At 64.3% G+C, this 17,805-nt stretch carries 16 protein-coding genes; 6 read left to right on the forward strand and 10 right to left on the reverse strand.

Features of this window, described 5'->3' with window-relative positions:
• From FZZ85_RS10585 to mnmE, 5 genes are all read right to left on the reverse strand, one after another.
• A partial coding sequence (locus tag FZZ85_RS10585; RefSeq protein WP_226414987.1) for an asparaginase domain-containing protein occupies window positions 1–539 on the reverse strand: 539 nt, incomplete at its 3' end.
• Complete coding sequence (locus FZZ85_RS10590) at window positions 536–1,654, reverse strand: histidinol-phosphate transaminase (RefSeq protein WP_226414989.1); 1,119 nt, start codon at window positions 1,652–1,654, stop codon at window positions 536–538. The genes FZZ85_RS10585 and FZZ85_RS10590, both read right to left, overlap by 4 nt.
• Window positions 1,651–3,423 carry an arginine--tRNA ligase gene (argS, locus tag FZZ85_RS10595; RefSeq protein ID WP_226414992.1) on the reverse strand — a complete coding sequence of 591 codons (1,773 nt, stop codon included), beginning with the start codon at window positions 3,421–3,423 and terminating at the stop codon, window positions 1,651–1,653. The genes FZZ85_RS10590 and argS overlap by 4 nt, the downstream gene beginning before the upstream one ends.
• A gap of 43 nt (window positions 3,424–3,466) precedes the next feature.
• The gene (nadC, locus tag FZZ85_RS10600) at window positions 3,467–4,306 is read right to left on the reverse strand and encodes a carboxylating nicotinate-nucleotide diphosphorylase (RefSeq protein WP_226414995.1); all 840 of its coding nucleotides are present in this window, start codon (window positions 4,304–4,306) and stop codon (window positions 3,467–3,469) included.
• A 23-nt stretch (window positions 4,307–4,329) separates the two neighbouring features.
• Window positions 4,330–5,682 (reverse strand): tRNA uridine-5-carboxymethylaminomethyl(34) synthesis GTPase MnmE, encoded by a 1,353-nt coding sequence (gene mnmE / locus FZZ85_RS10605; RefSeq protein ID WP_226414999.1) that lies wholly within the window; start codon window positions 5,680–5,682, stop codon window positions 4,330–4,332.
• A 54-nt stretch (window positions 5,683–5,736) separates the two neighbouring features.
• Between mnmE and FZZ85_RS10610 the strand changes: the two genes are divergently transcribed.
• Complete coding sequence (locus FZZ85_RS10610; RefSeq protein WP_226415002.1) at window positions 5,737–6,210, forward strand: DUF2062 domain-containing protein; 474 nt, start codon at window positions 5,737–5,739, stop codon at window positions 6,208–6,210.
• Here the strand turns inward: FZZ85_RS10610 and FZZ85_RS10615 are convergent.
• The gene (locus FZZ85_RS10615; RefSeq protein ID WP_226415088.1) at window positions 6,207–8,540 is read right to left on the reverse strand and encodes a bifunctional (p)ppGpp synthetase/guanosine-3',5'-bis(diphosphate) 3'-pyrophosphohydrolase; all 2,334 of its coding nucleotides are present in this window, start codon (window positions 8,538–8,540) and stop codon (window positions 6,207–6,209) included. The genes FZZ85_RS10610 and FZZ85_RS10615 overlap by 4 nt on opposite strands.
• Window positions 8,541–8,560: 20 nt before the next feature.
• Between FZZ85_RS10615 and FZZ85_RS10620 the strand changes: the two genes are divergently transcribed.
• Window positions 8,561–10,201: an ABC transporter ATP-binding protein gene (locus tag FZZ85_RS10620; protein WP_226415004.1), complete on the forward strand. Its 1,641-nt coding sequence runs from the start codon at window positions 8,561–8,563 to the stop codon at window positions 10,199–10,201.
• Here the strand turns inward: FZZ85_RS10620 and FZZ85_RS10625 are convergent.
• Together FZZ85_RS10625 and ylqF are read right to left on the reverse strand one after the other, a co-directional pair.
• The gene (locus FZZ85_RS10625) at window positions 10,198–11,193 is read right to left on the reverse strand and encodes an RluA family pseudouridine synthase (protein WP_226415007.1); all 996 of its coding nucleotides are present in this window, start codon (window positions 11,191–11,193) and stop codon (window positions 10,198–10,200) included. The genes FZZ85_RS10620 and FZZ85_RS10625 overlap by 4 nt on opposite strands.
• The gene (gene ylqF / locus FZZ85_RS10630; RefSeq protein ID WP_226415010.1) at window positions 11,190–12,056 is read right to left on the reverse strand and encodes a ribosome biogenesis GTPase YlqF; all 867 of its coding nucleotides are present in this window, start codon (window positions 12,054–12,056) and stop codon (window positions 11,190–11,192) included. Before ylqF ends, FZZ85_RS10625 begins: the two co-directional genes overlap by 4 nt.
• A 118-nt stretch (window positions 12,057–12,174) precedes the next feature.
• Between ylqF and pgk the strand changes: the two genes are divergently transcribed.
• Both pgk and FZZ85_RS10640 read left to right on the forward strand, forming a co-directional pair.
• Window positions 12,175–13,380 (forward strand): phosphoglycerate kinase, encoded by a 1,206-nt coding sequence (gene pgk / locus FZZ85_RS10635; protein ID WP_226415013.1) that lies wholly within the window; start codon window positions 12,175–12,177, stop codon window positions 13,378–13,380.
• A 142-nt stretch (window positions 13,381–13,522) separates the two neighbouring features.
• A complete protein-coding gene (locus FZZ85_RS10640; RefSeq protein ID WP_226415015.1) occupies window positions 13,523–14,410 on the forward strand; it encodes an NAD(P)-dependent oxidoreductase in 888 nt (295 codons plus the stop codon).
• Here FZZ85_RS10640 and FZZ85_RS10645 read toward each other — a convergent pair.
• Window positions 14,407–15,144: a hypothetical protein gene (locus FZZ85_RS10645; RefSeq protein WP_226415018.1), complete on the reverse strand. Its 738-nt coding sequence runs from the start codon at window positions 15,142–15,144 to the stop codon at window positions 14,407–14,409. The genes FZZ85_RS10640 and FZZ85_RS10645 overlap by 4 nt on opposite strands.
• Window positions 15,145–15,202: 58 nt before the next feature.
• On the opposite strand from FZZ85_RS10645, the gene murG reads away from it, so the two are divergent.
• Window positions 15,203–16,279 carry an undecaprenyldiphospho-muramoylpentapeptide beta-N-acetylglucosaminyltransferase gene (gene murG / locus FZZ85_RS10650; RefSeq protein WP_226415020.1) on the forward strand — a complete coding sequence of 359 codons (1,077 nt, stop codon included), beginning with the start codon at window positions 15,203–15,205 and terminating at the stop codon, window positions 16,277–16,279.
• A 1-nt stretch (window position 16,280) separates the two neighbouring features.
• Here murG and FZZ85_RS10655 read toward each other — a convergent pair whose 3' ends face one another.
• Window positions 16,281–17,357 carry a threonine-phosphate decarboxylase gene (locus FZZ85_RS10655; RefSeq protein ID WP_226415023.1) on the reverse strand — a complete coding sequence of 359 codons (1,077 nt, stop codon included), beginning with the start codon at window positions 17,355–17,357 and terminating at the stop codon, window positions 16,281–16,283.
• 49 nt (window positions 17,358–17,406) lie between these two features.
• Here FZZ85_RS10655 and FZZ85_RS10660 point away from each other — a divergent pair, with 49 nt between their 5' ends.
• Entirely contained in the window at window positions 17,407–17,742 is a 336-nt protein-coding gene (locus tag FZZ85_RS10660; RefSeq protein ID WP_370631185.1) for a pentapeptide repeat-containing protein, read from the forward strand.
• The last annotated feature ends 63 nt before the right edge of the window (window positions 17,743–17,805 follow it).

The raw sequence follows: 17,805 nt of genomic DNA on the forward strand, positions 1-17,805 counted from the left end.
CTGCCGGGACTGGCAAAAGCCCCCACCCCCTGGGTAGCCAGCTTGGTGACCCGCTGGGCGGCATGGATCTGGCCATCCATCACCACCAGCATGCCGTGGCCGCGCGCGTCGCTGCTCAAGGCAACCTGCACCGCCTGCAAAAGATTGAGCGGTCCGTCGGCACTGAGGGCCGTGGCCGGCCGCATCGCCCCCACCAGCACCACCGGCCGGGGATCGTCGATCATCAGCTGCAGCAACCAGGCGGTTTCCTCCAGCGTGTTGGTGCCATGGGTGATCACTACCCCGGCCAGCTCGGGGTCCGCCGCAAAAGCATCACGGATGCGCGCCACCAAGCCACGCCAATGGGCAAATAGCAGGTCGGCGCTGTCGACATTGGCGATCTGCTCAACACTGATCTTTGCCAGGTCCTGCAGCTGCGGCACCGCCGCCAGCAGGGCATCGCCCCCGAGCAAACCTGCGGTGTAGTTGTTCAGCGTTGCGCTGTTCTCCGCACAGCCGGCGATGGTGCCGCCGGTGGCCAGCAGCAGCAGGCGGTTCATTGCTCCAGGGGGAGGAACGCCTCCATGAAGCGCTGCATCTGGCTGGTGGTGCCGATGCTCACCCGGAAACAGCCATCAATCAGGGGCTTGCCTGCCATCGAGCGCACCAGGATTCCGGCCTCGCGCAACGCCGCATCAACTGCATCAACGGGGCGCTGGGGCCAGATCAGCAGATAGTTGCCGCCATCACAGTGATGGCGCACGCCTGCATCCTGCAGCGCTTGCAAGGTCCAATCGCGAGCCCGCAGCACCTCGGCCACATAGGCATCCACATATGACTGATCCGCCAAAGCAGCGAACGCCGCGGCCACGGCCACGCTGTTGACGTCGTAAGGCCCCGTGACGCGGCTCACCCGATCGACCACATCGGCATGACCGATGGCAAAGCCGATGCGCAGACCCGCTAAACCAGCTGTTTTGGCCAGGGAGCGGAACACCAGTAGGTTTGGTGTGGCCGTGAAATCAGCGCTCGGCAACACGCTGTCTCCGGTGAAGGCCTCATAAAGCTCATCCACCACCACCAAGGTGCCCGGGGCTGAGGCCGCCAGGGCGATCACCTGATCCGCTGGCAAGCGCGTGCCTGTGGGGTTGTTGGGGTTGCAGATCAGCAGCAACCGCGGCGCGCGAGCCGCCAGTACCTCCTGAATAGCCGCCTGGGGGAAGTCAAACGTCTCGCCTTGGTAGGGGATCGCCTCGATCGTCATGCCCTGCATCCCGGCGCAGGGGCTGTAGTAGCCAAAGGTTGGCGCTGTCGTCAGCAACGTCTCACCCGCATCGCCATAGGCCTGGAACACCGCATGGATGGCGGCATCCACGCCGTTGAACAAGCCCACCTGATCAGGCTTCAGTCCCGGCCGGCAGCCGGTTTCCACAAGGTTCTGGAGCAACGCTTCCCGCAGGCCGTCGTACTCCGGATAAATGGCAATTTCTTCAGTGCTGAAGTTGCGCAGTGCCTGGGCCACCAGAGGGCTGGGGCCAATCGTGTTTTCGTTGAAATCCAGCCGCAGCATCTGGCGGCGGCCCTCCAACGGCGCGCTGTAGGCCTTGAGCTGCTCGACAGCGGTGCGGGCCGCTGGAGCACCACCGGGTGTGAACGGTTGGATGTTTTCGCTCACATGCGATCCAGGGTGGCGATGCCCAGCAGTCCGAGCCCCAGTCTGAGGGTGTCGGCCGTTAAACGACAGAGGGCCAGGCGGGATGCCAGCGCTTCAGGATCGGCCTTCAACACCGGCACTTGGTCGTAGAAGCGGTTGAACACCTGGCTGAGCTCGAACAGATAGCTGCACAACCGGTTAGGCAGCAGCTCCTCCTCCACCTCAGCGATCACCGCATCGAACTTGAGCAGCTCCCGCACCAGGGCCCACTCCTGGGGCTCACTGAACTGCAATTGCGCATTGGTAGCGGCAAGGTCACCACCCTTGCGGGCGATGCCGGCGATGCGCACCACGGCATAGAGCAGATAGGGCGCCGTGTTGCCTTGCAGCGCCAACATCCGATCGAAGGAGAACTGGTAATTGGTGATCCGGTTCTGGCTGAGGTCGGCGTATTTCACCGCTGCCAAACCCACGGTGCCCGCCACATGCTGGATGAACTGCTCCGACTCGCTGCGCTCCTCCTCCTTCAGGCGTGAACGCAGATCGGTTTCGGCGCGCTCGACGGCTTCATCGAGCAGATCCCGCAGACGCACAGTGTCGCCCGCGCGGGTCTTGAGCTTCTTGCCGTCTTCCCCTTGCACCAGGCCAAAGGGCACGTGCTCGAGGCGCGCACCATCCGGGATCCATCCGGCCCGTTCGGCCACCTGGAACACCCCGGCGAAATGGTTCGCCTGGCCGGCATCGGTGACGTAAACAACGCGGCGGGCGCCATCCCCCTCCGGCGCTGCACCAAAGCGATAGCGGATCGCCGCCAGATCGGTGGTGGCGTAGTTGAAGCCCCCGTCGCTCTTCTGCACGATCACCGGCAAGGGCTTGCCGTCCTTGCCCTGCACACCCTCAAGGAAAACGCACCGGGCACCGTCATCGGTGACCAGCAGTTCGGCGGCCTTCAAGCCATCTATCACCCCCGGCAGGAAGGGGTTGTAGAACGACTCCCCGCGTTCACTCAGGCGAATGTCGAGCCGGTCGTAGATCTTTTGGAACTCACGCCGCGACTGGTCGCAGAGCAGGCCCCAGGCCTTGAGCGACACCGGATCGCCCCCCTGCAGCTTCACCACCTCATCGCGGGAGGTGGACTGGAAGGCTTCATCGTCATCGAAGCGCTTCTTGGCCTCACGGTAGAAGGCCACCAGGTCTCCCAGGTCCACCGCATCGGCGGTCTCCAGGGCTTCCGGCGCCACCTGCTTCAGGTGAGTTATCAACATGCCGAACTGGGTGCCCCAGTCGCCCACATGATTGAGGCGCAGCACTGGATGGCCGCGGAACTCCAGCACCCGTGCCAGCGAGTCGCCAATGATCGTGGAGCGCAAATGCCCCACATGCATCTCCTTGGCGATGTTGGGGCTCGAAAAGTCCACCACCACTGGCGCTGCGTTGCTGACCGCCGGCACGCCAAGACGCTCGTCCCCCAGCCGTGTCGACACCTCTGCCGCCAGCCGCTCCGGGCGGATCGTGAGGTTGATGAAACCAGGCCCAGCGATCTGGGGCTCAAGGCACAGGTCTGTGAAGGCAGGATCGGCCTGCAGCTGCTCCACGATCACCGTGGCGATCTGGCGTGGGGCCTGCCTCAAGGGCTTGGCCAAGGGCAGCGCACCATTGGCCTGGAAGTCGCCGAATTCCGGCTTGCTGGCGGGAGCCAGCTGGGGGTCTAGCCCCACATCGGCTTCTGGAAAGGCCCGTTGCATCGCCGCCCGCAGCTGGGCATCCAGGGACTGGGACAGGCTGAGCATGGGCAGTGCGTGGCCGGGGGAATCCGGCTCTGATCATCCCTCTTCAGGTGAAACGCATGCTCAGGTCCAACCACCGGCTGCGGGTGACCGGCGCACTGGTGGAGATCAGATCGATGCCCGTGGCGGCGTATGCCTGCAACTGCTCGGGCTGAATGCCGGAGGCCTCCAGAACCACCCCACGATCGCTGCAGTCCCGTAGGCGCGGCACCAGCTGCGTGAGCTGCTGGTGGCTGAACTCATCAAGGAGGACTCCATTGGCGCCCGCCTGCACCGCCTCTAGCGCCTGGGCCTCCGTCTCCGCTTCCACAATCACGGCCGTAGGCCAGGGAGCCTGATCGCGCACGGCCGCAATGGCCGCCGTGATGCCCCCAGCCCAGGCGATGTGGTTCTCCTTGAGCATGGCCGCGTCATCCAGCCCCATGCGGTGGTTAATGCCGCCGCCGCAGCGCACTGCGTATTTCTGCAGCACACGAAGCCCAGGCGTGGTCTTGCGGGTGTCGGCCAGACGCACACCGGTGCCCTGAAGCTGGGCCACCAATTCAGCGGTGGCGGTGGCAATGCCCGAGAGGCACATGGCCAGGTTCAAGGCGGTGCGTTCTCCCGCCACCAAGGCCGTAGCCGGCCCCTGAAGCTCCAGCAAGCAGTCCCCGGCCTCGACGGCGTCGCCGTCATGCCGCAGCAAACGAATGCTCACCCCAGGATCCAGCAGCTGGAACAAGCGCTGCACCAATGGGCCACCGCAGAACCGGCCCGAGTGTTTGGCAACCCAATGGGCCTGACCCTGCTGGCCCTGCAACGCCACCGCCGTCAGATCGCCGCGACCGATGTCTTCTGCCAGCCAGGCCTCCAACGCAGCGGTGAGTGCAGGTGATTGCCAGTCCAAACCGTTCAAAACGTCCGCTGAACCTATTTTCCGATGCAGAAGCGCGAAAACACCCGATCCAGCACCGCTTCGGTGAGCTCTTCCCCGGTGATCTCCCCCAACGCACGGATCGCATCCCTCAGGTCGATCGTCCAGAAGTCCCAGGGCAGCTGCTGGGCCGCCACCTCCTGGCTACGTTCCAGGGCTTCAGCCGCTCGGGCGGCCAGATCGCGTTGGCGTTGGTTCAGCGCCACCAACATGCCGTCGGTCCCTGCTGCCCCGCAACGCTCCAGCAGGGCCTGCACCAGGGCTGCCTCCCCAGTGCCCTCCAACGCCGACAGCTGAACATCCACCGACTGGGGAAAGCCCCCCGCAGGCAGGTCCGCCTTGTTGGCCACAAGGATCCTGGGGATCTGCTCGGGGATGCGCGCCAGCAAGGCGGCGTCTTCGGCGGTCCAGCCCGCATGGCCGTCGAGCACCAACAGCACCACATCCGCCGTGGCCAGCGCTTCCTCGCTGCGGGCAATCCCCAGCTGCTCCACCGCGTCATCGGTGCTGCGGATGCCGGCGGTGTCGAGCAGGGTGATCGGCACCCCCTCCAACACGATCTCGCTCTCCAGCAGATCCCTGGTGGTGCCCGGCAGATCAGTCACGATCGCCCGCTCGCGACGGCTGAGCCGATTGAGCAGGGAACTTTTGCCCACGTTGGGGCGACCCACCAGCGCCACCCGCAGGCCCTGGCGCAGGGCATCGCCGCGCTCGCCGTCCCGCACCAGCTGCTGAAGCTCCAGGCGCACGGCTTGCAGCTGCTGCAGCAGGGCCTCGCCATCGAGGGGGGGCAGGTCCTCCTCGAAATCCACCCGAGCCTCCAGCTCAGTCAGCTGGTCCAGCAGCCGTTCCCGCAGCGCCGTGATCTGGGCCTGGATCCCGCCATCGAGGCCCGCTATCGCCAACTCGGCCGCCCGGCGGCTGCGGGCCGCCACCAGCTCACTCACCGCCTCGGCGCGGGTGAGATCGAGCCGCCCGTTGAGCACGGCCCGCTGGCTGAACTCTCCCGGCTGGGCCCGGCGCACTCCCGGCTGCCGCAGCACCTGTTCGAGCACCCGCTGCACGGCGATCACCCCGCCATGGCAGTGGATCTCCACCACGTCCTCACCGGTGAAGCTGCGGGGCCCGCGCATCAACAACATCAGCACCTCATCGAGACGCCGGCCCTCGCCATCGGTTACGTGGCCGTACACCAGCCGGTGCGTCCCCCATTCCTGACGGCCCGGGCACTGCACAACGCTACGCCCCGTAACTTCCGCCGCCGGCCCGGAGAGGCGAATCACGGCGATCCCGCCCTGACCAGGGGCCACGGCGGTGGCCACTGCCGCAATCGTGTCGGTGCTGGGCACAGCAGTCGCCGCTGGTCATCCATACCTAGGATCCGGCGGGTTTCTGCTGGGTCAATGCGCCGGTTGCTGCGCCTCAGTCTCATCCGGATGCGCCGCGGGATCCTCTGGTTGTGGAGACAGGAAGGAACCCCAGGGCAACGGGCCCGCGGCCTGGCCGCTGGCGTGTTCTGCGGCTGCTACCCCTTCTTCGGGCTGCAGATCTTCCTCAGCGTGTGTGTTGCCAGCGTGGTGCGTGGCAATCAGCTGCTCGCCGCCGCAGGCACCTTGGTTAGCAATCCCATCACCTATCTACCCCTTTACTGGTTCAACTACCTGGTGGGCTGTCAGCTACTTGGCCCCGGCCGAGGCGGGATCAACCTGACGGAGCTCAATCTCAGCAGCCTGTGGTCCCAGGGATGGGACTTCAGCCAACGCATCCTGCTGGGCTCCACCGTTGTGGGAATGGTGCTGGCGATGGCCAGCGGCTGGATGGCCTACCGCCTGTTTTTGCGGCGTGAAGCCCATGCAGTCGTGAGCAGAGGCAGCTAGCTCGTGCCCACCCGGGCAATCCCGATCACATCTGCCATCGAGCGGATCTGGTCCATGGTGCGGCTGAGCTGATCTGCTCCCTCCAGCTCAACCCGAAGATCAATGCGAGCAGGCTTGCCAGCGGCAGTGGTTACCCGAGCATCACTGACATTGATGGCGCCATCAGAGAGACGTAGCAGGATGTCTTTGAGGATGCCAACGCGATCGATCACCTCGATCCGCAGCTGCACCGGGAAGCGCTGTTTCTCCTGTTCAGCGTGGGTGGTGTTCCAGCGCACGGGAAGCCGCCGTTCCCGCGGGATCGCCTCCACGTTGGAGCAGTCTTGCCGGTGAATAGTGATGCCGTGGTTGCCGAGGGCCACCGTGCCCACGATCAACTCGCCCGGCAGTGGACTGCAGCAGCCACCAAGGCGGTAGTCCAAGCCCTCCAGCCCAAGGATCGCCCCTTCGCCTCCGGAACGGTCCGTCGCCACATCCCGCGATGGCACCAGCGCCGCGGCCACATCTTCATTGCTGGGTGGGGCCTGCTGCTGTTCCGCCAGCAGACGCATCTCCTCCCGCAAACGGTTGAGCGCCTGCTGCAGCGTGATATCTCCAAACCCCAGTGACGCCAGCAGGTCTTCGGTGGTGGGCACATTGCAGCGCTGCGCCACCCGCTGCATCGCCTCACTATTCAGCAGGGCATCGAAGCCATCACGGCCCAGCTCCCGCTCCAGCAGATCCTTGCCCCGTTCAATCGTTTCGTCCCGGTGGCTGCGCTTGTACCACTGGCGGATGCGGTTGCGCGCCGTCGGCGTGGCGACGAAGTTCAGCCAATCCAGGCTGGGGTGGGCCGTCTTGCTGGTGAGCACCTGAACGAAATCACCGTTCTGCAGCGGCGTCGCCAACGGACACAGCCGATCGTTGATGCGAGCGCCATGGCAGTGATTACCCACTTCTGAGTGAATGCGGTAAGCAAAATCAACGGCGGTTGCCCCCTTGCGCAAACCGAGCACATCGCCCTTCGGGGTGAACACGAACACCTCCTCGTCAAACAGGTCTTCTTTGATCGAGGAGAGGTAGTCGTTGTGATCGTCGTTGCCGCCTTCCTGTTGCCAATCCACCAGCTGACGCAGCCAGTTGAACCGCTCCGCATCGCTGCTGCTGCTGGCCGGCGAGCCGCCTTCTTTGTATTTCCAGTGGGCCGCAATCCCGAATTCGGCCACATGGTGCATCTCAATCGTACGGATCTGCACTTCGATCGGGCGATGCCGACCGATCACGGCGGTGTGCAGGGATTGATAACCGTTGGGTTTCGGCAACCCGATGTAGTCCTTGAAGCGACCGGGAATCGGGCGGAAGGTGTCGTGAACCACCGCGAGGGCGCGGTAGCAGCTCTCGACATTGGGGGTGAGGATCCGCAACGCCGCCACGTCGTAGATCTCGTGGAACTCCTTCTGCTGGCGCTGCATCTTGCTCCAGATGCCAAACAGATGTTTGGGGCGACCACTCACCTCGCAGTGGTCTAAGCCGGCCCGTTCCAGCCGCTCGTTTAGCAACCCCACGGTGACACCGAGGCGTTGCTCACGCTCGCTGCGCTTTGTGGCCACCTCCTCCTGAATCTCGCGGAAGGCCTCTGGTTCCAACAATTTGAATGCCAGATCCTCAAGCTCCCACTTGAAGCGGCCGATGCCGAGGCGGTTGGCGAGGGGGGCATAGATCTCGCGGGTTTCACGGGCGATCCGCTGGCGCTTCTCTTCCTTCAACGCACCCAAGGTGCGCATGTTGTGCAAACGGTCAGCCAGCTTTACCAACACCACACGAATGTCACTGGCCATCGCCAGGAACATTCGCCGCAGATTTTCCGCCTGAGCTTCCGTGCGGTCGTTGAAGTGGATGCCGCCGAGCTTGGTGACCCCTTCCACCAGTTCACGCACCTCGGAACCGAAGTGCAGCTCGATCTGATCGGGGGTGACGTCGGTGTCTTCGACCACGTCGTGGAGGAACCCCGCGGCGATCACCGGGGCACTGGCGCCGATATCCCGCAACAGATCAGCCACTGCAACCGGATGGACGATGTAAGGGTCTCCACTGGCGCGGAACTGGCCTTCGTGGAGTTGAAAACCGAAATCGAAGGCCGACACCAGCAGCGCCTCAGGATCGGTTGGGCAGCTCTGGCCAATGCCGGGCGGCACATTGGCGATGCACTCCCTCAACCATTCAGGGAGAGCGATGCAGTAATCGTCCGGATGACGGACGGGATGGCGCCTTACTTCGGGCAGCGCGCAGCCCACCTTGGCCGAACCCGTGCTGGTTCGAGGCTCTTTGGGTGTGGAGGCAGCGTTGAGCATCCGACCCATCGGGTCAATCCATGGTATTCAGTGCAGGACCCCCTGTCTCTCCAGCCGCACTGTTCATGGGCCGGCCTGTTCTGGAACTCGAACAGCTGCGGTTGCGCTACCCGGGCAGCGAGCACTGGACTCTGGATGGGCTGAATTTGAGCCTCGAGCCGGGAGAGACCCTGGCCTTGGTGGGGTCCTCAGGCTGCGGCAAAAGCACTGTGGCGCGGGCCGTGATGCAACTGCTGCCGCAGGGAACGGTCTGTGAAGGACGGCTGGCCTTGACCGGCCAGGATCCACGCCAGCTCAGGCGACCGCAATTGCGGCAGCTGCGGGGCGAGGCCGTGGGGCTGGTGTTCCAGGACCCGATGACGCGGATGAATCCGCTGATGAGCGTGGGCGGCCATCTGATCGACACCCTCAGAGGTCACCGGCCTCACACCAGCGCCGCGGCTCACCAGGAACGGGCCCACGAACTACTTGAGCGGGTGGGCATTGGGGCCAACCGCTTCCGCGCCTACCCCCATGAGCTCAGCGGTGGAATGAGACAGCGCCTGGCCATTGCCTTGGCGATTGCCCTGGAACCGCCACTGCTGATCGCCGATGAACCCACCACCAGCCTGGATGTGGCGGTGGCCGGGCAGGTCATGGCCGAACTCAGCGGCCTATGCCAAGAAATAGGCAGTGCACTGTTGCTGATCAGCCACGACCTGGCCATGGCCTCCCGCTGGTGCGAGCGCATGGCGATGCTCGACAGCGGACGCAAGGTGGAAGACGGCCCCAGCCATCAGCTGCTCACCCGGCCACAGTCGTCGGTGGGGCAACGGCTAGTGGCCTCTGCCCAGGCCCGGGAAGGGGGACGCTCACCGGCGCGTCCCGACAACGGCAGCGTGCTGCAGGTGGAGGAGATGCGCTGCTGGCATGCCGTGGGTGGCGCACCTTGGTCACCCCTCTGGCTGAAGGCGGTGGACGGGGTGAGTTTCGAACTCAGAGCTGGGGAAAGCCTGGGGGTGGTGGGAGCCTCCGGCTGCGGCAAGAGCACCCTCTGCCGTGCCCTGATGGGGCTCAATCCCATCCGCGGCGGTCGGGTCGACCTGCTCGGTCAGGACCTGCTGAGCCTGCGTGGAGAGGCGCTACGAACAGCTCGCCGAGCCCTCCAAATGGTGTTTCAGGATCCGCTGGCCTGCCTCAATCCGGCCCTGCAAGTAGCCGATGCCATCGCCGATCCCTTCCTGATCCATAGCCTCTGCTCCAAAGCGGCAGCCCGAGAGGAAGCCAGGCGCCTGCTGGAGCGGGTCGGCCTAAGCCCGGCAGAGCAGTTTCAAGACCGCCTGCCGAAGCAGCTCTCCGGCGGCCAGCAGCAGCGGGTGGCGATCGCCCGCGCCCTGGCCTTGAAGCCCAAGGTGCTGATCTGCGATGAGAGCGTCAGCATGCTTGATGCGGAAGTGCAGGCGGATGTGCTCGCGCTGCTGCGGGAGCTGCAACAAGAACTGGGCCTGGCGATCGTGTTCATCACCCACGACCTCTCAGTGGCCAGTGGTTTCTGCCACCGGGTGATGGTGCTGGACCAAGGAAAAGTGGTGGAAGAGGGTCCAGGCGACCGGATCTTCAGCGCGCCTCAGGCACCGATCAGCCAGACCCTCGTGGAGGCCTGTCCAAAGCTGCCGCGTTAAGCGGCGCGCCGTCGCAACACCCCCAGCAACTTCTCCATCACCGGAGGCAGGGGCGCTTCAAACACCATTCGCTCTCGGGTGATCGGATGGTCCAGCCCCAACTGCACGGCATGCAAGGCCTGCCCTGGCAGCTCGATCGGCAACTTTCGACAGCGGCTGTAGGTGGGGTCCCCCAGCACGGGGTGGTTCATGTGGGCGCAGTGGACGCGGATCTGATGGGTCCGTCCGGTGTCGAGCTTGAAGCGCAACAGGGAGTAGTCGCCGAGTCGCTCCACCAAGGTCCAATGGGTGCAGGCATAACGACCGTTTTCGCTGCTCACCACCGCGTACTTTTTGCGATCCGCAGGGTGACGGCCAATGGCGCCAACGATCGTGCCGGAGTCGCCGTCGGGCACGCCATGAACGACGGCGAAGTACTCGCGGGAGGCGATCCGTTTCTGGATCTGAACCTGCAGCCGCACCAGGGCCTCCTGGCTCTTGGCGATCACGATGCAGCCAGTGGTGTCTTTATCGAGACGGTGCACGATCCCCGGCCGCAGCTTGCCGCTGATGCCAGGCAGATCCGGGCAGTGATGCAGTAGACCGTTCACCAGGGTGCCAACCTTGTTGCCGGGCGCTGGATGCACCGTCAGGCCTGCCGGCTTGTTGAGCACGATCAGATGGTTGTCCTCAAACAGCACATCCAGTTCCATCGGTTCCGGCTTTAGATAAGGCAGCGGTTCCGGTGGCGGCATCCACAGCTGCACCTCATCGCCCTGGCGCAGAGGTGTTTTGGCCTTGCCGGTCTTGCCGTTAACGCGCACATAGCCCGCGTCGATGAACTTCTGGATCCGGGCCCGACTCTGCTCCGTGCGCTGGCTCACCAACCAACGATCCAGCCGCATTGGCAACGGCTTGGGATAGGTCAGCGTCAGCAGCTCTCCCTCACCCTCCCCAAAACGATCGGTGAAGGTCTCTTCCGGCAGCGGAGGACGCTTCCACTGCGGACTCATGCCGGCAGCTCCAGGGCAATGCTGCCGAGGGCCGATTTACGGAAATCATCCAGCAGCCGCTGGGCCATGCGCGCTGTCTCTCCAGAGGTGTGGCGGGCCGCTGCGGCCTCCAGCCAAAGGGCGGGGTCCGCCATTTCACCGCTCAGGGGAATGCCATAACGCTCCTGCAGCAGCGGAATCGTCACCCCGGCTGCGGCCTGCGCTGCCGCATTAAGCAGCAATTGCAGGAAGGCCTGAGCCACGAGCTCACCGTCGTAGGCGGCCTGGCCGATGTCGTCGCAGAGAGCCAGCCTCAGGGCCGCCTGCTGGTCATCGAGCCGAGGGGGGAGCACGCCAGGCGCATCAAGAAGATCGAGGTCTTGCCCCAGACGCACCCAGCGCAGGGTGCGCGTCACCCCGGCCCGCCGGGCACTCGCCACAACCTTCTGCCGCACCAAGCGGTTGATCAGTGCCGACTTGCCGACGTTGGGGAAGCCCAGGGTGAGAGCACGCACCGGTCTGGGCCGCATGCCCCGGTTGCGGCGGCGTTCGTTGAGCTGATCCCCGGCGCGGATAGCGGCCTGCTGCACCTGCTTGACGCCGGTCCCGGCCTTGGCATCACACCAAACCGTCCGCTGCCCCTGGGCCTTGAACCAGGCCTCCCAGGCCTCCTTGGCGGCCGCGGTGACCATGTCGCGCCGGTTGATCACTAACAGATGCTGCTTGCCCTTCAACCAGCGGTTGAGATGGGGGTGACCTGTGGCGAGTGGAATGCGGGCATCACGCACCTCGATCACCAAATCCACCTTGTCGAGATGGCGTTTGAGCTGCTGCTCCGCCTTGGCGATGTGGCCTGGGTACCACTGGATCGTTGGGGTGCTCACGAACGCAAACGCAGAGAACAGACGGCCAGCCGGAACAAATTCACTTTGACCTCGCTGGCGCTATCGCCATTCACACGGGTTAATCTCACCCCGTTTTCTTACCGCACGACACAACCCTATGGCGAAGCGTTCCCTGGCCAGCCTCAACGCCGGCGACCTGAGCGGCAAACGCGTTCTCGTGCGGGTTGACTTCAATGTGCCCCTGAACGATGCCGGTGCCATCACCGACGACACCCGCATCCGTGCCGCCCTGCCCACGATCAACGACCTGATCGGCAAGGGCGCCAAGGTGATCCTTTCCGCTCACTTCGGACGTCCCAAGGGCCAGGTGAATGACGCAATGCGCCTCACCCCCGTGGCCGTTCGCCTGAGCGAACTACTGGGCAAGCCCGTGGCCAAGACTGACAGTTGCATCGGCCCCGACGCCGAAGCCAAGGTGGGCGCCATGGCCAACGGCGATGTGGTGCTGCTGGAGAACGTGCGCTTCTTTGCTGAAGAAGAGAAGAACGAAGCAGGCTTTGCTGAGAAGCTCGCGAGCCTGGCTGAGGTGTACGTGAACGACGCCTTCGGCGCCGCCCACCGCGCCCACGCCTCCACCGAAGGCGTAACCCAGTTCCTCAAGCCCTCCGTGGCTGGCTTCCTGATGGAGAAGGAGCTTCAGTACCTGCAGGGTGCTGTGGATGAGCCCAAGCGTCCTCTGGCTGCCATCGTCGGCGGCTCCAAGGTGAGCTCCAAGATCGGTGTGCTCGACACCCTGATCGACAAGTGCGACAAGGTGCTGATCGGCGGCGGCATGATCTTTACCTTCTACAAGGCCCGCGGCCTCTCGGTGGGCAAGAGCCTGGTGGAAGAGGACAAGCTGGAACTGGCCAAGGAGCTGGAAGCCAAGGCCAAGGCCAAGGGCGTGCAGCTGCTGCTGCCCACCGATGTGGTGCTGGCCGACAACTTCGCCCCCGATGCCAACAGCCAGACCGCTGACATCAACGCCATCCCCGACGGCTGGATGGGCCTCGACATTGGCCCCGACTCGATCAAGGTGTTCCAGGACGCCCTGGCCGACTGTCAGACAGTGATCTGGAACGGCCCCATGGGCGTGTTCGAATTCGACAAGTTCGCAGCTGGCACCAACGCCATCGCCACCACCCTGGCCGACCTGAGCGCTAAGGGCTGCTGCACGATCATTGGCGGCGGTGACTCCGTGGCAGCCGTCGAAAAGGCTGGCCTGGCCGAAAAGATGTCTCACATCTCCACTGGCGGTGGCGCCAGCCTCGAACTGCTGGAAGGCAAGGTTCTGCCTGGTGTGGCGGCCCTCGACGCCGCTTGATCAGCGGCTCAGGCCTGGAGCTGCAGGTCTCAATCGCTTTCATCCCGGTCGTCCCTCAAAGGGGACTTCCGGGATTTTTTTGTCCTGAAGGCACGGCTGCAGCGCATCCGTCGAGCAGGATCCAAATGCTTCGTCATAAGTCATGACCAGATGTGACTTGAGCCTGGGCTTCGTGGGACTGGGGGCACTCGGCTTGCCCATGGCGATCAACCTGCAACGCGCCGGCTTCGGGCTAAAGGTGCACACCCGCAGCCGCAGAGCCGAAACCAATCCGGAGCTCGAGGGTGCAACGCAATGTTCCAGCCCAGCGGATGCCAGCACCGGCGTTGATGTGCTGCTGCTTTGCGTCAGCGACGATGCAGCAGTTGAGCAGGTGCTGTTCGGACCCGACGGCGCCACATCACAGCTTGGCGCCGGCAGCGTGGTGCTGGATTGCTCCACCATTGCTCCCGCCACAGCCCAACGCTGTGCAGAGCGGCTGGCCCACCAGAGCATCCATTACCTGGATGCCCCGGTCACCGGCGGCACGGAAGGGGCCCAACGCGGCAGCCTCACGGTGCTGGTGGGAGGAGCTCATGAGCTTCTGGAGCGGGTTCGGCCCATCCTCGAGGTGATTGGCGGCTCCATTCATCACTTCGGTGGTGTGGGACGGGGGCAGCAGGTGAAAGCGGTGAACCAGGTGCTGGTGGCTGGCAGCTATGCCGCCGTGGCGGAGGCGGTGGCCCTGGGCCAGCGACTGGAGCTGCCCATGCCCCAGGTGATCGATGCCCTCAAAAATGGTGCAGCCGGCTCCTGGGCCCTCGAACATCGCAGCACCGCCATGTTGGAGCAGACCTATCCACTCGGCTTCCGGCTCAGCCTGCATCGCAAGGATCTCGGCATTGCCCTGGATGCGGCCAAGGCCGTCCAGTTGGATCTGCCCATCACGACGCTGGTGGAACAGCTGGAACTCGATCTGATCAACAACGGCCACGGTGATGAGGACGTGTCCGCCCTGCACCGCTGGAACCAAACAGAGCAGGAGAGCTAGTTGCTGTTGACCACCCGCACCCGCTTGGTGGCCGTCACCACCCCATCGGGATGCACCAGCATCACGGCCCAGGTCTGCGAACCAGGTTGCTGCGGTGCCTGAACGCTCTTGAACAAGCCACCCCCCCCCTGGGGCGCCAGTGGCAAGTTGGGGCGCATCTGAGCCGTCAACTGCTCATCAGTGAGGTCGATCAAACCGCCCGCCACCAGGGCCTGGTCCAGCGGCTCTTCGACGATCAAGTCGACGTCGTAACGACTGCCGGTAAGCACCACATCAGGAATAACGACATCGACCGCCAAAGGGCGCTCGCCGCTGCGCAGCAACGATTGCTGGGCCAATAGTTCCTGATCCACCAACTCGCCGTCTTGAAGACGAATCGCGATCTGTTCGCTGGCCTCCAAGGCATAGGTGAGCCCCTCGGATTCGGCGGCACCCTGCACCCGCAGGCTAAGGGTCAGACGGCCATCCGGTGTGGGCGCTGCGGGCTCCACCTGCCAGGTGACCTCGGGGAAATCCTGGCGGAATCGCTCCAGGCGCTGGGCCAAAACAGGCTGCAGCTCAGCGCTGGCCAGCGTGTCGAACGCCGAAGAGCTACCGCTGTTCAATGCCGTTTGAAGGCGATCGCTGAAGCGCTCGACTGCACTGCCCTCGCGACCGGGCTGCTCAAGGGCATGGGCCGGCGAGAGCACCAAGGCCATAGCCGAGACGAGCGTGACTCCCAGGAAACGACGCACGGGCCCGACCGCAACAACCGAATTAAGTTAGGCCTGGTAAGCGGTGACGGCCGACGCGATGACCCGGCTTCTGATCGCAGCAAGCGGCACCGGCGGCCATCTCTTCCCCGCCCTGGCGGTTGCCGAAGCCGTTGAAGACCAGTGGCCCGTGCGCTGGCTGGGAGTGCCTGATCGGCTCGAAACACAGCTGGTGCCGGAACGCTTTGGTTTGGTGTGCGTGAACGCCGGCGGACTTCAGGGCCGTGGGCTCACCAGGCTGTTGCAGCTGCTGCGGCTGTTGCTGGCCAGTGTCAGCGTGCGGCGGGTGATCCGCCGGCACGCGATCGATGTGGTGTTCACCACCGGCGGCTACATCGCCGCCCCTGCAATCCTCGCGGCGCGCTGGTGCGGCATTCCCGTGGTGCTGCATGAATCCAATGCGATCCCGGGGCGGGTCACCCGTTTGCTAGGGCGCTTCTGCAGCGCCGTGGCCATTGGCCTGCCCGCAGCCGCCAAGCGCATCCCCAGCAGCCAGCCGGTGCTGACGGGCACGCCGGTGCGTTCCAGCTTTCTGACCCCACAACCCCTACCGAGCTGGGTCCCCTCCGGCGAGGGGCCGCTGTTGGTGGTGATGGGCGGCAGTCAAGGCGCGGTAGGGCTGAACCGCATGGTGCGTGCTGCAGTGCCAGCTCTGTTGAAGCAGGGCTGCCGCGTGGTGCATCTCACCGGCGACAACGATCCCGACATCGATCAGCTGCGGCATCCACAGCTGGTGGAACGCCGCTTCAGTGATGAGATTCCTGGGCTGCTGCAACACGCCGACCTGGCCATCAGCCGTGCAGGGGCCGGCAGCCTCAGTGAACTGGCGGTCTGCGGGACCCCAACCCTGCTGGTGCCATTCCCGCAGGCGGCAGACCAGCATCAGGAAGCCAATGCATCCTGCGCCGCATCCCTCGGCGCGGCCGTGATCGTGCATCAGCATGAGCCAGATCAGCCCACCTTGCTGAACACCGTGCAACGGCTCCTGGCCGTGCAGCTGGGGCAGTCCACTTCAGCGTCCGATCCCCTTGCCCAGATGCGTGAGGGCATGGAGGCCCTGGCGGAACGGGACGCCGAAAGGCAACTGGCCGCCTTAATTCACACGCTTGTGGCCTGAGTCAAGCCAGAGGGCTGCGCTGCAACTCCTCACGCAACGCCCGCACGATGCGGCGGTTGTTGCGCCGTGATTGCAATCCGATCCGCAGCCAGGTCTCGCCGAGCCCCTCAAAACTGCGGCAATCCCGCAGAAGAATGCGATACCGCTGCTCCAATGCTTCCCGCAATGGCACCAAGGAGCTATTGGCCCGCATCAGCAGGTAATTCACCGCTGATGGCATGGGGGTGATTCCAGGCAGCGCCGCCAACTGCTGGTGCATCCAGGCGCCTTCTGATGCAACCCAAGGCTGAACCCGCTCACACCAACGGTGATAACGCCGCGGTGATGACAACAATCGTTCGCCGATGGCCAAGGCGATGCCATTCACGGGCCAGGGATCCCGCCACTCCGCCCAACGCTGCAACCGCTGGGGCTGCGAAACGGCATAGCCCAGGCGCAAGCCAGCAATGCCATAGAGCTTGGTGAGGCTGCGGATCACCACCAGGTTCGAATGCTCAGCCACCAAGGGAATCAACGACTGCTGCTCGCCGTTGGGCACCAGAGGCAAAAACGCTTCATCACAAATCACCAGGGCGTACCGCTCCAGCAATGGCTGCAATGAGGTACGGCTCCAGAGCTGACCGGTGGGGTTGTGGGGATTGCAAATCCACAGCACCGATCCCTCACCCGGGTCAGGAAACGGTTGCGGAAAAGCCTTATCCCAAACCAAAGGGAGCAGTTGCTGACGGGAGCCACCAGACCAGCAGCGCAAGGCACGGTCGTAATCGGCAAAACCAGGCGCTGGCAAGACACTTAAACCTTGGCCTGCTGCATCACGGGCCGCCCAGGTGAACAGTTCGGCAGCGCCGTTGCCCGGCAATACGAAAGAAGGTTCAACGCCGTGCAGCACACAGATGCGCTCACGAAGCAGCGCCTGACTGCGGTCGGGGTAGTCGCGCCAGGCATTCAGACCAATTTGCTGCCAACGGGGAGACCAAGGCACCAGAGAGGCACTGGCATCCCGCAGCTGGGATGGCCTGCAGTTCAACCTTACGGCGGCTGCTTGGAGGTTGCCGCCATGGCGCAGGTCGACGCCCATCCCGACTCCCGATACAACGCAAAGACATCACCAGCGTGGCCCACTGCCGATGCCAGCCCGAGTGCGGCTGTTCACACTGCTGTTCGCCACACCTCTGGTAGCCCGGGCAGACGACCTAATCGAGTTGATGCAGCAACGGAATTGCCCGGACTGCCGCCTGGCGGATATGGATCTGGTGCACGCCGACCTGCGGGACGTGGATCTTCAAGGAGCTCAACTGCAACGCGCCGACCTCGGACAACCTCGCCTGGATAGAGCAGATCTACGGGGAAGCGACCTTCAATTCACCAACTTACGGGGGGCATCCCTACGCAGCGCTGATCTGAGAGGCAGCAAGCTTTATGGAACAGACCTGCGCCAAGCCAAGCTCAATGCTGTTAGTTGAAGAAGCTCACCACGAACAGGCAGTGGCACACAACGCTTCCCACTGGCTTGATGCTATCGACGA

The sequence above is a fragment of the Synechococcus sp. MU1642 genome, from assembly GCF_020514115.1.
Taxonomy (GTDB): domain Bacteria; phylum Cyanobacteriota; class Cyanobacteriia; order PCC-6307; family Cyanobiaceae; genus Parasynechococcus.

Bases quoted from the DNA above. Each gene is read 5' to 3' on its own strand.
- argS (WP_226414992.1), bottom strand. From the start codon at position 3,423: ATGCTCAGCCTGTCCCAGTCCCTGGATGCCCAGCTGCGGGCGGCGATG.
- FZZ85_RS10610 (WP_226415002.1), top strand. From the start codon at position 5,737: ATGCGCCGGTTGCTGCGCCTCAGTCTCATCCGGATGCGCCGCGGGATC.
- FZZ85_RS10615 (WP_226415088.1), bottom strand. From the start codon at position 8,540: ATGCTCAACGCTGCCTCCACACCCAAAGAGCCTCGAACCAGCACGGGT.
- FZZ85_RS10620 (WP_226415004.1), top strand. From the start codon at position 8,561: ATGGTATTCAGTGCAGGACCCCCTGTCTCTCCAGCCGCACTGTTCATG.
- FZZ85_RS10625 (WP_226415007.1), bottom strand. From the start codon at position 11,193: ATGAGTCCGCAGTGGAAGCGTCCTCCGCTGCCGGAAGAGACCTTCACC.
- pgk (WP_226415013.1), top strand. From the start codon at position 12,175: ATGGCGAAGCGTTCCCTGGCCAGCCTCAACGCCGGCGACCTGAGCGGC.
- FZZ85_RS10640 (WP_226415015.1), top strand. From the start codon at position 13,523: ATGACCAGATGTGACTTGAGCCTGGGCTTCGTGGGACTGGGGGCACTC.
- murG (WP_226415020.1), top strand. From the start codon at position 15,203: ATGACCCGGCTTCTGATCGCAGCAAGCGGCACCGGCGGCCATCTCTTC.
- FZZ85_RS10655 (WP_226415023.1), bottom strand. From the start codon at position 17,357: ATGGGCGTCGACCTGCGCCATGGCGGCAACCTCCAAGCAGCCGCCGTA.
- FZZ85_RS10660 (WP_370631185.1), top strand. From the start codon at position 17,407: ATGCCAGCCCGAGTGCGGCTGTTCACACTGCTGTTCGCCACACCTCTG.